A 15,076-nucleotide genomic window follows, 5' to 3' on the forward strand; every position below is an offset into this window, starting at 1 on the left:
AAATGATTGTCGAATTTATAATATGTTGCTATCGACAAAAGTCACATAATTATTAAATAATTCTCCCGACAGATAGTGATTTCTTATCATTATATTATCAAAATAAACGATCTTTTCGTTATCAGGATATGGAGGTGTAAGATATTCTATTATGAGTCCTTCTTCATAGTTGTCGAACCATCTCCAGCGAAAAGGAAAATTATCTACTCGAGTGCCGGTGGTATAACGAAAAATTCGGCGGTCCATGCCACTTCCGTTAATACTGAAAGTAAGTTCGTGTTCGACATTTATTCCGCTGGAATTATCTAAATAATAATCGACCCAAATTTTATTACATAAAGCGTAAGTAGAAGGAGATCTACTATCGTTTGGCGGGATACGGGGTTCGTCTGTAACATCGCATGCACTCATCCACATTCCTGTAAACAGAATCGACAGAAAAACCTTTAAGTTACATTTTTTCATCTCTATATATTTTGATTGAAGGATTTCAATAGTAAATATACGATTATTTACAATACGGGAAATAAATTGATATTTAAAATTGCCGGTAAAAAATAAAAACGGTTGCGGCTAAAGGCTGACATCCGTTTCTATATCATTTAAAACTCAAAAATAACTACTGGTAACAAAGCTATTTTTATCGTGGCTGAGTTTTATTTTCGCTTATTTATTTAAAATATATTCTTTAATCCATTTCCCTACTTCAGACGTTTTGTATGATTTGTCTCCCGAAGCAATATCTTCTGTTACCACACCTGCCTTAATGGATTCATCTACTGCCGTGCGTATTACACGGCCTTCATCCATAAGCCCGAAAGCATATTCGAACATCAGTGCAGCCGACAATATCGTTGCGATAGGATTTGCTATGTCTTTTCCTGCTGCCTGCGGATAAGATCCGTGGATGGGTTCGAACACCGATGTGTGCAAGCCTATGGATGCAGAAGGAAGCATTCCCAAGGAACCGGTTATAACCGATGCTTCATCGGTCAGGATGTCGCCAAACATATTTTCAGTTACAATTACATCGAAACGATTTGGCCATTGTATCAGTTGCATAGCCGCATTGTCGACAAACATATATTCGGTCGTTATATCCGGATTTTGTTTTTCTATTTCCTGAGCTACTTCACGCCAGAGTCTCGAAGTACACAAAACATTGGCTTTATCTACAATCGTTACCTTTTTTTTACGTTGGCGGGCGTATTTATAGGCGAGTTCTACAATACGTTTTATTTCTTCTCTGCTATAAACACAAGAGTCGAAAGCAACGTTATTATCCTCGCTTCTGCCTTGCGGCCGCCCAAAATAAATACCTCCGGTAAGTTCGCGTATACACATGAGGTCGGTGCCGGTAACGATGTCGGTACGTAAAGGCGATTTATGTATCAGGGTTTCGAAAGTCGTTACCGGGCGGATATTGGCATAAAGTCCTAATTTTTTTCTCATCCCCAATAATCCCTGTTCGGGACGCACTTTAGCGGACGGATTGTTATCGTATTTGGGATCGCCGATTGCTCCGAATAGTACGGCATCTGATTGCATACAGAGCTCATGAGTTTCGTCAGGGTAGGGATTTCCTGTTTGTTCAATGGCGCAGGCTCCTACTAATGCATGTTTATAAGTAAGGTCGTGACCGAATTTTTTACAAACGGCTTCGGTTACCTGTAATGCTTGTGATACGATTTCGGGACCGATCCCGTCACCCGGGAGTATGGCAATGTTCATTTTCATAATTGTATATTGTTTTTCGTTTGATTTGTTAAGGGTTTAAAAATTATTCATAGATATCTGGTTCAACATTTTGAGGGTTGCTTGTATGGCAGCTTCCGTTTGGTCGGCATCGAGTCCACGTGTTTTAAATGTATGTCCGTTATGATTCCAGGTAATGATCGTTTGTACAAAAGCATCGGTACGCCCTCCGGGGGGGATATCTACCATATAGTTCGTTAGCATAGGAAACGGTTGTTTTAAATGTACCTTATATATTTTTCGTAAAGCTTTCATAAAAGCATCGTATTGTCCGTCTCCGATAGCAGTTTCTTCGTATTGTATTCCATGTATTTCCATTTTTATTACCGCTACAGGTCTTAATCCCTGAGCCAGTGAAAGGGAATAATTGAGAATGCGTATGGGTTGTTCTTTATCGTTATGTTTTAAGACATCCGAGATAATATAAGGAAGATCGTCTTGAGTAACGACTTCTTTTTTATCTCCGAGAGCGATAATACGCTCAGTTACTTTTTTCATCGATTCTTCATCGAGTTCGATTCCTAATGCTTCGAGATTTTTACGGATGTTAGCTTTTCCTGAAGTTTTTCCCAAAGCATATTCACGAGTACGCCCGAATCTTTCAGGTAACAGTTCGTTGAAATATAAATTATTTTTACTGTCTCCATCGGCATGCACCCCGGCACATTGTGTAAATACATGTTCTCCGATAACCGGTTTGTTTGCCGGAATTCGTATACCCGAATATGATTCTACTACCCGGCTTACCTGATTGACTTTGTTTTCAGCGATATGTGTATGTATATTTAACTGATCGTGTAATACGGCTAATACACTGGATAGGGGAGCATTACCGGCTCTCTCACCGAGTCCGTTGATTGTGCAGTGTATGCCTTTCACTCCAGCTTTTACAGCTGAAAATACATTAGCTACAGCTAAATCATAATCGTTATGTGCATGAAAATCGAAATGCAAGCCGGGATACTTTTTTACCATATCACGACAAAATTCAAATGTCTGATAAGGATTTAAAACTCCGAGTGTATCGGGTAACATAAATCTTTTTATTGGCTCGGTATGCAATGTTTCTATCAGTGAGTAAACATATTCCGGAGATTGGGACATACCGTTCGACCAGTCCTCCAGATAGATATTTACCGACAGTTTGTTTGCTATAGCCTGATTTATGACCTTTTTTATATCTTCGATATGTTGGAAAGGTGTTTTTCGCAATTGTTGTTCACAGTGTTTCAAAGATCCTTTACATAACAAATTGATCACTTTTCCACCGGCTTTTTTAATCCATTCTACCGAAATTCCTCCATCGATAAATCCCAATATTTCCACTTTTTCGGCATGTCCTCGTTTAGCGGCCCAGTCACAAACCCGTTTTACAGCTTCGAATTCACCTTCTGATACGCGTGCGGATGCGATTTCAATACGATCTACTTTCAGTTCTTCGAGCAACAAGCGGGCTATGCTCAATTTTTCCTGTACTGCAAAGGAAACACCCGAAGTCTGTTCTCCGTCGCGTAAGGTAGTATCTAATATTTCGATCTGCATAGGTTGTTATTTTTTTATTTCGATAGAAGCAAGAATATAAGATATCAGGAATTTTTTTTCTCCCAATTTTCGATCTTATCTTTTTGACTCAACAGATAGTCGATGTCATCATAACCGTTGAGGAGACAATTTTTTTTATATGGATTTATGTCGAAAGACTCAGATGTTCCGTTACTGTTGTTGGTAATAGTTTGGTTTTCGAGGTCTACTGTTACGGTCGTTTTTGGATCTTTGTCGATTGCTTCGAAGAGTATTGCCAAGAATTTTTCTGACACGACTACCGGTAAAACACAGTTGTTAAGAGCATTGTTTTTAAAAATATCGGCGAAAAAACTCGATACTACGACTTTAAAACCATATCCTCCTACGGCCCATGCGGCATGTTCACGGCTTGATCCGCTGCCGAAGTTTTTCCCTGCTACCAGTACAGTTCCTGAATAAGTAGGGTTATTTAAAACGAATTCGGGTATAGGATTGCCTCCTTTATCATATCTCCAGTCACGAAATAGATTCTCACCGAAACCTTCTCGGGTTGTCGCTTTAAGGAAACGAGCTGGTATTATTTGATCTGTGTCGATATTTTCCATAGGAAGAGGAACACAGGTGGATGTTATTTTTACAAATTTATCGGTCATTTCAATTCGATTTTCTTAGTTTATAAATGATTTTGTATTGAGGGGTGCGGAATCATAAAAAATCTCTGGGATCGGTTATTTTTCCGGTTATAGCTGCAGCTGCGGCTACTAAGGGCCCTGCCAGAATCGTACGGGCTCCGGGTCCTTGTCTTCCTTCAAAATTTCGGTTCGATGTGGATACGGCATATTTTCCTGCCGGTACTTTATCATCGTTCATAGCCAGACAAGCCGAACAACCCGGTTGTCGTAATTCGAATCCTGCTTCGGCCAAAATTTTATCTAACCCTTCGGTGCGTATTTGTTTTTCGACTTTCCATGATCCAGGAACTAACCATACGATAACATTGTCGGCTTTTTTATGTCCTTTTACAAAATGGGTAAATGCTCTGAAGTCTTCGATACGTCCATTAGTGCAACTTCCCAAGAAAACATAGTCGATAGGTTTTCCCATTATTTTCTCGCCAGGTTTGAATCCCATATAAGCCAATGATTTTTCGAAAGAGATTTTCCCTGCGTCATCGATGTTGCTTAATTCAGGGATGCATTCCTGTATACCCATTCCCATTCCCGGATTTGTCCCGTAAGTAATGCGAGGAGCGATATCTGCAGCGTCGAAATTAACTTCTTTATCGAATATTGCATCATCATCGCTCTTCAGTTTTTTCCAGCGGGCAACGGCTTTTTCCCATTCTTCGCCTTGAGGTGCGAATTCCCGCCCTTTCATGTAAGCAAATGTCGTTTCATCAGGGGCGATCATACCACCGCGGGCACCCATTTCTATGCTTAGGTTGCACACGGTCATTCGCTCTTCCATACTTAAAGAACGGATGGTTTCTCCTGCGAACTCTACAAAATAGCCCGTAGCTCCTCCAGTCGTCATTTTAGAAATTACATATAATGCGATATCTTTTGCAGTGACACCTTTTCCGAGTTTTCCGTCTATTGTAATACGCATTTTTTTCGGTTTGGGCTGTAATATGCATTGTGAAGCCAATACCATTTCTACTTCACTGGTTCCTATACCGAAAGCTACCGCTCCGAAAGCTCCGTGAGTAGAAGTGTGGCTATCTCCGCAAACAATTGTCATTCCCGGTTGGGTAAGTCCGTTTTCAGGACCGATTACATGTATAATTCCATTTTTTTCATGTCCCAGACCAAATAATTCGATGCCGAACTCTTGAGCGTTACGAGTGAGTTCTTCTACTTGTTTTTTCGATACGGGATCGGTTATGGGTTTGTCCTGATTGAGTGTAGGGATATTGTGGTCGGGGGAACAGGTTGTTTTTTCGGGGCGGAAAACTTTGAGTTTACGCTCGCGTAGTCCGTTAAAGGCCTGCGGACTTGTAACTTCATGGCAATAATGCCGGTCGATATATAATTGGGTGGGACCGCCTTCTACTGTAGATACTATGTGTGAGTCCCAGATTTTGTCGAATAATGTTTTCATCGGATAGGATTGATTTATATGTCTTTTATCTTGTTTTTACTCTTTGGTAATAATTTTATATTACAAATTTATTAATTGCATCGATAAATGCTTCTACCGAAGCCGCAATAATATCGGTATTGGCCGAAAATCCGTAATAATGAGTTCCTTCGTATGATACGGTAATATGTACTTTTCCTACGTCATCGCTTCCTTTAGTTATAGCTTGGATAAGAAATTCCTGTACGGTCATTTTCCGATGTATGATCTGTTTTACGGCATTGATTGCTGCATCTACCGGCCCGTTACCAGAAGCGGCAGCTTCGAATTTCTCACCGGCGATACTAAGGCATACGCTGGCGACGGACTGTACTCCGACTCCCGAGGTTACCTGTAAGTATTCGAGATGGATACGGGCATTTTCCGAGCGGTGTTTTCCTACAAGCATGAGTACATCATCATCGTTGATATCTTTTTTACGATCGGCCAGTTTAAGGAAATCCTCGTAGGCTTTATCGAGTTTTTCTTTATCGAGATCTACCCCCAGTATATGCAAGCGATGTTTCAATGCAGCTCGTCCGCTACGGGCTGTCAATACGATCGAGTTTTCATCGATACCTACATCTTTCGGGTCGATGATTTCATAGCTTTCTCTGTTTTTAAGTACTCCATCCTGATGGATTCCAGAAGAATGAGCGAATGCATTTCTGCCTACAATCGCTTTGTTGGGCTGTACAGGCATATTCATTAAACTGGAAACCATACGACTGATTCCGTAAATTTTCTGTGTATTTATGTTGGTTTCGATATTTTTTTCGCGGTGGCTTTTAAAAATCATAGCTACTTCTTCGAGAGAGGTGTTTCCGGCTCTCTCCCCGATACCGTTTATCGTTACTTCAGCCTGACGGGCGCCGTTGAGAATTCCTGAGATCGTATTAGCCGTAGCCATACCTAAATCGTTGTGACAATGTGTGGCTATTACGACATTGTCAATGCCTCTTACATTTTCTTTAAGAAAGCGTATTTTTTGTCCGAATTCTTCAGGTAGGCAATATCCTGTTGTATCGGGTATATTGATAACAGTCGCTCCGGCTTTTACCACGGCTTCTACCACACGTGCCAGATATTCGTTATCGGTACGTCCGGCGTCTTCAGCGTAAAATTGTACATCTTCAACATATTTTTTTGCATATTTTACTGCTGCGACAGCCCGTTCGATAATTTCTTCTCGGGTAGAATTGAATTTGTACTTAATGTGTGAATCGGAGGTTCCTATACCTGTATGTATTCTTTTATGTTTTGCATATTGCAGGGCTTCGGCTGCCACTTTTATATCGTTTTCTACAGCACGGGTAAGTGCACATATCGTGGGCCAAGTAACGGCTCTTGAAATTTCGACTACCGATTTGAAATCTCCCGGACTCGAAACAGGGAATCCGGCTTCGATAATATCTACACCCAGCTCTTCGAGAGCTTTGGCTACCTGAATTTTTTCAACTGTATTCAATTGGCATCCCGGAACCTGTTCACCATCTCTCAGAGTGGTGTCGAAAATAAATAATTTGTCTGACATTTTCTATATGTGTTATTTGTTTTCTTATATAAAAACAACCTTTCGCACATGGTGTGAGAAAGGTTGTCTGAATTATTTTTTTGATTCGTTATCGTTGTTTATGTGCGCGCCTGTCTCACTTTCTGTCGGAGAATCCCGATAGAATAATATATAGGCTGCTTAGTAGATTAAAAAAACGAATCTTCATATTTTTATCTTTGATGATTTCAATTTTATGTTGCAAATATAAATATACTTTTTAAAATGCAAAACAAAAACTGAAACTTTTTTGAATAAAAATATTTATTCTTATTACTTTTATCGGGTTTTATTGTATAAATTATAAGTTTTGGTTTTTCCCCCAATCTGTTATACAGCATATTATGGTTTGTGCGCATTCATATAAAAAAAAGAGGAGACCCTTGTCGGTTCCTCTTTGTAAAATCTCGTATATGCGAGATTATCCCAAATAAGTTTTCAGCAGTTTGCTACGTGAACTTTGTCTTAATCTTCTGATGGCTTTTTCTTTAATCTGGCGTACGCGCTCTCTTGTGAGGCCGAATTTATCGCCGATTTCTTCCAGTGTCATTTCCTGACATCCAATACCGAAAAACATTTTGATTATATCACTTTCTCTTTCGGTTAAAGTAGCAAGAGCTCTGTCAATTTCTTTTGCAAGGGACTCATTGATGAGTGAACGGTCGGCGATTGGTGAATCGTCGTTGATCAGTACATCGAGTAAGCTATTATCTTCTCCTTCGACAAAAGGGGCATCTACCGAGATATGACGACCTGATACTTTCATCGTATCCGAAATCTTATCTACGGGAATGTCCAATTCGTCGGCAAGTTCTTCCGGAGAAGGGCGGCGCTCATTTTCCTGCTCGAATTTAGAGAAGGCTTTACTGATTTTGTTCAGTGAACCTACCTGATTGAGTGGAAGGCGAACGATACGCGATTGTTCTGCCAAGGCTTGAAGAATCGATTGGCGAATCCACCAAACGGCATAAGAAATAAATTTGAATCCGCGGGTTTCGTCAAATTTTTCAGCAGCCTTTATCAGTCCGAGATTTCCCTCGTTAATTAAGTCCGGCAGACTTAACCCTTGATTCTGATATTGCTTGGCAACCGAAACAACGAAACGCAGATTAGCCCGAGTAAGTTTTTCTAAAGCTACTCTGTCGCCTTTCTTAATGCGTTGAGCGAGTTCTACCTCTTCTTCGACCGTGATCAAGTCTTCGCGTCCGATTTCCTGAAGATACTTGTCAAGAGAAGCACTCTCCCTGTTTGTAATTGATTTTGTAATTTTTAGTTGTCTCATTTTGCAAAATGAAAATTTGGAGTGCAAATATAACGTTTTTTTGCTAATAAATTTGCTTTGTTGCTTATAAAAAACTATCGTATAAGGCTTTTTTTCGCAAATTGCAATTTATAACTTAAACGTTTAATAAAACGATTTGTTGCGTTATATATTGTGTATTAAGTATATATTTATAAAAAAGCACGGTTCGGGAACATCTGTACGTTCTGTAGAACCGTGCTTTCAGATGTTTTTTATCGTTATATTACTTAGGGTCGGCCGTATCGTTAAGATCTACCGCATAGTATCCGTTTTTACCATTGGGATATATACCGGTGATGAACATAACTTTATCTGCCGAATCACTGCGTACGATCGAGTTGAATATTTCTTCTACGTCATTTACAGAAGTAACTGGGTTGTTATTAATTCTCAGGATAATAAATCCGTTCCGAATTCCTGATTTTTGTATTTTACCTTCTTTAATACCATCGACTTGTACACCATAACGTATATTGAGTTCTTTGCGGGTCTTGTCGCTCAGTTCTTTAAATGCTGCGCCGAGTGTATTAATGTTTACAGCCTTGGTAATCGATGTATTTCCCTGCCGGTTTTTAAGTACAACCGAATAGTCTTTGTGTTCTTTGTTTCTAATAACAGTAACTTTCACTTTATCTCCAGGGCGATACCGGCTGATCTGCTCTTGTAATGCGGCTGCATTCTTAACTTTTATGCCATTAATAGCGATGATGATATCGCCTTTCTTTATACCGGCTTCCATAGCTCCGCTTCGGTCTTCCACTTCGGGAATGTAAACCCCTTCTTGAGCGTCGATTCCGAATTGTTTTGCTGTTTCAGAATTTATGTCGATAATACTTACTCCCAGATAAGCTCGTTGTACGGTACCGTATTGTTTCAGGTCGGTAATAACTTTACTTACGATACTGGTAGGTATAGCGAAAGAATAACCCGCATAGTTTCCGGTTTCTGAATAAATGGCGGTATTGATTCCAACCAGTTCTCCATTGGTATTAACGAGTGCTCCGCCACTATTACCGGGATTAACGGCTGCATCGGTTTGTATAAATGACTCGATACCCAGGCGACCACCTCTTTGTCCTTGTCCCATACCCAGTGAACGGGCTTTTGCGCTAACGATTCCAGCAGTTACAGTGGAGGTGAGTTGGAATGGATTACCGACAGCCAGTACCCATTCGCCGATTTTTAATTTATCGGAATCACCGAATACAATTGTCGGAAGATCTTTTGCATCTATTTTTATCAGTGCCAGGTCTGAATAAGGGTCGGCTCCGATAAGTTTGGCATTGAACGTACGATTATCGTTTAGGGTTACTTCCAATTCATCGGCTCCGTCGATGACATGATTATTGGTAACGATGTAACCGTCGTTCGATATGATTACACCCGAACCCATTCCTATACGCGGCTGTGGTTTCATGTTACCTCCTCCCCGTTGTCCGAAAAAGAATTCGAAGAAGGGATCTTGCTGCATATTAGGATATTGATTTTTTGAGGTAGAAGTGCTTTTTATACTTACGACGGCATTTACCGTACTTTCTGCCGCTTTGGTAAAATCGGTCTCTATTGCAGGCGAATGAGAAGTAATAGCATAACCGACAGGACGAGCAAAACCGCCGTCTATTTCGGTATTATTCTTCGTTGAGGCAAAGCCTGTATTATTCAGGAGTGAATATACGCCAATAGAGATACCCGAACTTACAATGGCTACAAGGATAAATCCAATTAGTTTTCTTCTGTAATTTTCCATAATTATTTTATTTCTTCAAATGTTAAAATATTGTCGTATTTAAATATTCGACACGTTAAAATTAATACAACATTCGTACGGTTATTCTTACATGTCATACTTTTTAGAAACTTTTAATAGCAACTGTATCAACTTAACAGCACTTAACTGATGATAGACGGTTCGGTGACATGCTTACCCGACATTTTGTCATATAACAGCTATTTTTTTAATATTCATTTTTTTATTCTGTCATGTAAAGGCGTAGTAACGTTCTTTTGTTGTTTTTAGTTGCATAATCGTTGACAATAAGTTATCTTTGCGTTATACAGCAGGGTAGTCTGTCGCCTGTGGTCTCACAGGAGGAAAGTCCGGGCAACACAGAGTACCATATTTCTTAACGGGAAGCTATCTGTGAAGGTAGAGTAATGTAACAGAAAATAACCGCCACTTTCGGGTGGTAAGGGTGAAAAGGTGAGGTAAGAGCTCACCGGTCTTTGCGGTAACGCGAAGAGCCGTACATCTTATGGGTTGTAAGGTTATGTATACCGACGTTGTAGGGCTACTCGTCCGATGTCGGGGGGTAAACCGCTGGAGCCTTGTGGTGACATAAGGCCTAGATAAATGACAGACGCCTTTTATTAGGTACAGAACCCGGCTTATCGCCCTGCTGTTTTCTTTTTTCTATAAATATTTCAGGAAAATGGCAAAGGTTTCTTGGATAGTCCGGTTAAGAATTAAATTCCGCCGTGCACTCAAATTTGTTTTGGAAGATATGTGGCGTATCACCGAGAATGAAGTCTCGGGAACTTTCAAACGTTTTATCAATCTTATCAAAATAATTTCTATTTCTGTCAGACGTTTTCAGGAAGATGATCTCATGTCGAAAGCTTCGGCTCTGACATATAGTACTGTTTTGGCAGTTGTACCTGCCTTGGCGGTTATTTTTGCCATCGCTAAAGGTTTTGGATTCCAAAATATTATCCAGAGCCAGCTTTTTGATTATTTACCGGCTCAAAAAGAGGCTTTGAGTCATGCTTTGGGGTTTGTCGATGCTTATTTGGCCGAGGCTCGTAACGGAGGTGTTTTTGTAGGTGTAGGTATCGTATTTCTTTTCTGGACAGTTATAAGTTTGATGGGAAACGTCGAAAATGTATTAAATGATATTTGGCAGGTAAAAAAAGACCGGTCTTTTTACCGGAAAATTACCGATTATACTTCGATGTTTATTATTTTGCCTATTCTTATGATCGCATCGAGCGGTTTGTCTCTTTTTATTTCATCGGGAATTAATAATAATTTGTATCTAAATTTTATCAGCCCTGTTGTAAGAGGATTGATTTCATTTAGCCCTTATTTTCTTACTTGTTTGCTTTTTACCGGTATATATATTTTGTTTCCCAATACAAAAGTGAAATTTTGGAATGCTTTTATTGCCGGTATTATTTGCGGATCGGCATTTCAGTTATTTCAATTTTTGTATATAAGTGGTCAGATATGGGTTTCAAAGTATAATGCTATTTATGGAAGCTTTGCTTTTCTCCCGTTATTTTTGCTGTGGATGCAGCTTTCATGGCTCATCTGTATATTCGGGGCGGTTCTTTCATTTTCCGCTCAGAATATTAATAATTATAATTTCGAGAGAGACACGAAAAACATAAGTCGCCGGTATAAAGATTTTTTTTCTATTCTTGTAGCGTCGGTGATAGTAAAGCGGTTCGAGCAGGGGAAAAAGGCGTTTACTCTCGAAGAAATATCTAATAATTATCATATTCCCATAAAGCTTACGGCACAGGTATTGCAATTATTAATGAATATAGGCGTTATTTCTGAAGCGGTAACCGATGATGAAAGAGTTATGGCCTACCAGCCTGCAATGGATATTAATTTAATTTCGGCGGGTTTGGTGTTATCCCGACTCGATAAACTGGGATCTGAAAATTTTAAGATAAACGAAGAAATAGAATATAAAGGACAGTGGGAGACATTATTACGATCGCGGGAACAAATGTATCACACTGCAGACGAAGTCCTTCTTAAAGATCTGGATGTTGTGTAAATGCTTTATTTCTCGTTTTATCTTTTTTCGAGTGATTTTAGCAGATCGGCTACAATAAAGGAACTGCCGCCAATGAATATAAAATCATCTTTGTCGCTTTCTTTCAGTGCAGCTTTATAAGCTGCTTCTACTGTAGGATATGCATTCCCCGAAAGCCCTATAGCTTTTGCTTTGTGTTTTATCTCTTCAGCGGGCATAGCTCTGGCAACACTGGCCTGGGTGAAATAATAAACTGCATTCTTGGGGAGCATTTGTAAAACCCCGTTAATGTCTTTGTCATTAACCATACCCAATACGATTCGCAAAATGCGATATTTTTGTTGTGATAATTGGTATACGATATATTGCATTCCACCTGTATTATGCCCTGTATCGCAAAAAACTTGTGGTGAATTATTTATTGCTTGCCATCTTCCTTGTAATCCGGTTAGAGATGTAATATGGGAAAAGCCTTCGTAAACGGCCTCTGGATGTATGTGATACCCCGATTTTATCAGTTGTTCGATTGCCGTTAATACGGTAGCCGCATTTTTTTCCTGACAGTATCCCCCTAATTCTCCATATAGATGAGGATAGGTGTCGTTTTCGAAAAACCATCCTCCGTTTTCGTTCAGAATACTCTTTTTTATCGGTTTTATTTCTTCGGCAAAAAAGATCGGAGCTCCGATCTTTTTTGCTTGTTTCTCGAAAACTTCTTTTACTTTTCCATTTGCTTCACCGATGATGACCGGAATATTTTTTTTCATAATTCCTGCTTTTTCAGTGGCGATTTGAGATAAAGTATCTCCCAAGAATTGCATGTGGTCGTAGCTGATGTTTGTGATAATACTCAGATCGGGGGAAATTATATTGGTGCTATCGAGTCTGCCGCCGAGACCTACTTCGATAATAGCTACGTCTATTTTACAAGAGGCAAAATACTCGAAAGCCATCATCATTGTGAGTTCGAAAAATGAAGGATGTATATAACGGGTCGGTTCCAGATGTTGACGGGTAAAATCCATAATAAATTCTTTGGATATCATTTCCCCGTTAACTCTTATTCTTTCTCTGAAATCGACTAAATGAGGCGATGTGTATAATCCTGTTTTATAGCCGCTCTGTTGTAATATAGCGGCAATTAAATGAGATGTAGAACCTTTTCCGTTGGTACCAGCAACATGTATAGTCCTGAATTTTCGATGGGGATGCCCGAAATATTCGTCGAGTGCTTCACTGTTTTGTAATCCGGGTTTGTAGGCGGCAGCTCCGATCTGTTGAAAAACAGGCAATTGTTTATATAAGTATGAAAGCGTTTCTTCGTAATTCATTTTTATTCTCGGTGATTAATATATGATATACCCTGCAATACCGGCAAGTACGATCACCCATATGGGATGTATCTTAGTATAACGAACCAGCAAAAACGATACGACTGCTATAAGTACGCTGGGTAAATAATCGGGGAAATTTTCTTTATTCATCAGTATAAGAGCAGCCGATGCTATAAGTCCTACGACGACGGGACGCAGGCCTGAAAATATACTTTGTATATATAGGTTATCCTTATGTTTCAGGAGTAAATGACTTACCAGAAGTACCAGGATAAATGACGGTAAACAAACGGCAGTTGTAGCCAATATCGATCCCCATATACTGCCGCCCGTAGCTACATAACCGATATAGGTAGCACTGTTTATGCCGATAGGGCCCGGTGTCATTTGTGAAATGGCGACGATGTCGGTAAATTCTTTTGAAGTGAGCCACGGAGCCGATTCTCCGTAATGCACTACTTCTACAGCTTCATGTTGTATTAGAGAAAGCATGGCATAGCCACCACCGAATCCGAATAGTCCGATCTTCAGATATGCCCAGAGTAAATTTAGATATACGATCATTTTCTATCGCTATTTATGATTCATTGATGTTTCCTCTTCTTATCGATATATCGATAATAAACTATTCCTCCTACCCCCCCGGCCAATACGAAATATACCGGTGAAATACCGCATAACCAGATTAGTAAAGCCACTCCAGCAGGTATCCATATATTTTTTATATTGATGCGGGCCGATTTTGCCGTAGTCAGTACTGGTGCTACGATAAGAGCTACAACAGCAGGGCGTATTCCTTTAAAAATACGTTCGATTACAGGGTTGTTATACGATTTTGAAAAGAACATCGCGATTAGCAGGATTAGAACAAAAGAGGGTAGGACAGTACCTAATGTTGCGATAATACTGCCTTTAGTTCCTCTTAGCTTATTTCCCACCATAATCGAGATATTTACAGCCAGAATTCCAGGTAATGACTGTGAAATCGCTAGGGCATCGAGAAATTCTTCTTTAGAAAGCCATTTATGCTTGTCGACCACTTCTTTTTCGATAATTGAGATCATGGCCCATCCTCCGCCGAAAGTGAAAGCTCCGATTTTAAAAAAAGTAAAAAACAGGTCCGGATATATACCCATATCTTATGTTTATTTATTTACATATCGTTTGGCAAAGTTATGTAAAAACAAACAAGAACGCAAAGAGTCTAATAAAACTCTTTAGCGTTCTTCTAAAATTATGCCGGACTAATAAAAATATAATCGGTATTTTACAGGGTAGAGGAAAATAAAAAAACTTATTTATATTTTTCTATTACCTCTTTTAATGTTCCCGCTTGCATGACGCCCGATTGGCGCCATAGGATTTCTCCTTTTTTAAAAACAATGAGAGTGGGTACTGATTGTATACCGTATTTAGCCGATATAGCGTTGTTTTTATCTACATCGATTTTCAGAATAGTAGCTGTATCGCCGATCATTTTCTTTAATTCTTCAAGAATCGGTTTCATAGCTTTACAAGGTCCGCACCATTCGGCAAAAAAGTCTACCAATACAGGTTTATTCGCAGATATTATTTCATCGAAATTATTCATAACATTTAAATTAATCGTTTATTCAGTTATAAATATAACATTTTTTTTGCTGAATAGTTGTATTATCTCTACAATTTTGCGGTATAGGAAGCATTCATATTTCGATTCTTCACAGTTATTTCTTTTTTCTTGACA

13 protein-coding genes and 1 other RNA gene are annotated in these 15,076 nt (G+C 39.4%); 2 read left to right on the forward strand and 12 right to left on the reverse strand.

The genetic code is table 11. The annotated features are described in order from the left end of the window. Positions 1 to 15: 15 nt before the first annotated feature. The 8 genes from NMU02_RS04110 to NMU02_RS04145 form a co-directional block, all read right to left on the reverse strand. Positions 16 to 465 (reverse strand): hypothetical protein, encoded by a 450-nt coding sequence (locus NMU02_RS04110; RefSeq protein ID WP_255025994.1) that lies wholly within the window; start codon positions 463 to 465, stop codon positions 16 to 18. A gap of 201 nt (positions 466 to 666) precedes the next feature. Then, positions 667 to 1,737 carry a 3-isopropylmalate dehydrogenase gene (gene leuB, locus NMU02_RS04115; RefSeq protein ID WP_255025995.1) on the reverse strand — a complete coding sequence of 357 codons (1,071 nt, stop codon included), beginning with the start codon at positions 1,735 to 1,737 and terminating at the stop codon, positions 667 to 669. A gap of 36 nt (positions 1,738 to 1,773) precedes the next feature. Further along, positions 1,774 to 3,297: a hydroxymethylglutaryl-CoA lyase-like TIM-barrel protein gene (locus tag NMU02_RS04120; protein WP_255025997.1), complete on the reverse strand. Its 1,524-nt coding sequence runs from the start codon at positions 3,295 to 3,297 to the stop codon at positions 1,774 to 1,776. A 44-nt stretch (positions 3,298 to 3,341) separates the two neighbouring features. Then, positions 3,342 to 3,932, reverse strand: a complete 591-nt coding sequence (leuD, locus tag NMU02_RS04125) for a 3-isopropylmalate dehydratase small subunit (RefSeq protein ID WP_255025998.1) — start codon at positions 3,930 to 3,932, stop codon at positions 3,342 to 3,344. A gap of 52 nt (positions 3,933 to 3,984) precedes the next feature. Next, the gene (gene leuC / locus NMU02_RS04130; RefSeq protein WP_255025999.1) at positions 3,985 to 5,379 is read right to left on the reverse strand and encodes a 3-isopropylmalate dehydratase large subunit; all 1,395 of its coding nucleotides are present in this window, start codon (positions 5,377 to 5,379) and stop codon (positions 3,985 to 3,987) included. A gap of 55 nt (positions 5,380 to 5,434) precedes the next feature. Continuing rightward, entirely contained in the window at positions 5,435 to 6,931 is a 1,497-nt protein-coding gene (locus NMU02_RS04135; protein ID WP_255026000.1) for a 2-isopropylmalate synthase, read from the reverse strand. 439 nt (positions 6,932 to 7,370) lie between these two features. After that, the gene (locus NMU02_RS04140; protein ID WP_009319324.1) at positions 7,371 to 8,231 is read right to left on the reverse strand and encodes a sigma-70 family RNA polymerase sigma factor; all 861 of its coding nucleotides are present in this window, start codon (positions 8,229 to 8,231) and stop codon (positions 7,371 to 7,373) included. Positions 8,232 to 8,475: 244 nt separating this feature from the next. After that, on the reverse strand, positions 8,476 to 9,999 hold the full coding sequence (locus tag NMU02_RS04145; RefSeq protein WP_255026009.1) for a Do family serine endopeptidase: 1,524 nt from the start codon (positions 9,997 to 9,999) through the stop codon (positions 8,476 to 8,478). 307 nt (positions 10,000 to 10,306) lie between these two features. Here NMU02_RS04145 and rnpB point away from each other — a divergent pair. Both rnpB and NMU02_RS04155 read left to right on the forward strand, forming a co-directional pair. Continuing rightward, positions 10,307 to 10,656: RNase P RNA component class A (gene rnpB / locus NMU02_RS04150), an RNA gene on the forward strand. A gap of 25 nt (positions 10,657 to 10,681) precedes the next feature. Continuing rightward, complete coding sequence (locus NMU02_RS04155; protein WP_255026010.1) at positions 10,682 to 12,037, forward strand: YihY/virulence factor BrkB family protein; 1,356 nt, start codon at positions 10,682 to 10,684, stop codon at positions 12,035 to 12,037. Positions 12,038 to 12,054: 17 nt separating this feature from the next. On the opposite strand, the gene NMU02_RS04160 is transcribed toward NMU02_RS04155, so the two are convergent. From NMU02_RS04160 to trxA, 4 genes are all read right to left on the reverse strand, one after another. Next, complete coding sequence (locus NMU02_RS04160) at positions 12,055 to 13,347, reverse strand: bifunctional folylpolyglutamate synthase/dihydrofolate synthase (RefSeq protein WP_255026011.1); 1,293 nt, start codon at positions 13,345 to 13,347, stop codon at positions 12,055 to 12,057. 15 nt (positions 13,348 to 13,362) lie between these two features. Then, positions 13,363 to 13,911 carry a chromate transporter gene (locus NMU02_RS04165; protein WP_255026210.1) on the reverse strand — a complete coding sequence of 183 codons (549 nt, stop codon included), beginning with the start codon at positions 13,909 to 13,911 and terminating at the stop codon, positions 13,363 to 13,365. A gap of 23 nt (positions 13,912 to 13,934) precedes the next feature. Further along, positions 13,935 to 14,486 (reverse strand): chromate transporter, encoded by a 552-nt coding sequence (locus NMU02_RS04170; RefSeq protein ID WP_255026012.1) that lies wholly within the window; start codon positions 14,484 to 14,486, stop codon positions 13,935 to 13,937. Positions 14,487 to 14,644: 158 nt separating this feature from the next. Then, the gene (gene trxA / locus NMU02_RS04175; protein ID WP_255026013.1) at positions 14,645 to 14,941 is read right to left on the reverse strand and encodes a thioredoxin; all 297 of its coding nucleotides are present in this window, start codon (positions 14,939 to 14,941) and stop codon (positions 14,645 to 14,647) included. Positions 14,942 to 15,076: the final 135 nt, after the last annotated feature.

The organism is Coprobacter tertius (assembly GCF_024330105.1).
Lineage (GTDB): Bacteria > Bacteroidota > Bacteroidia > Bacteroidales > Coprobacteraceae > Coprobacter > Coprobacter tertius.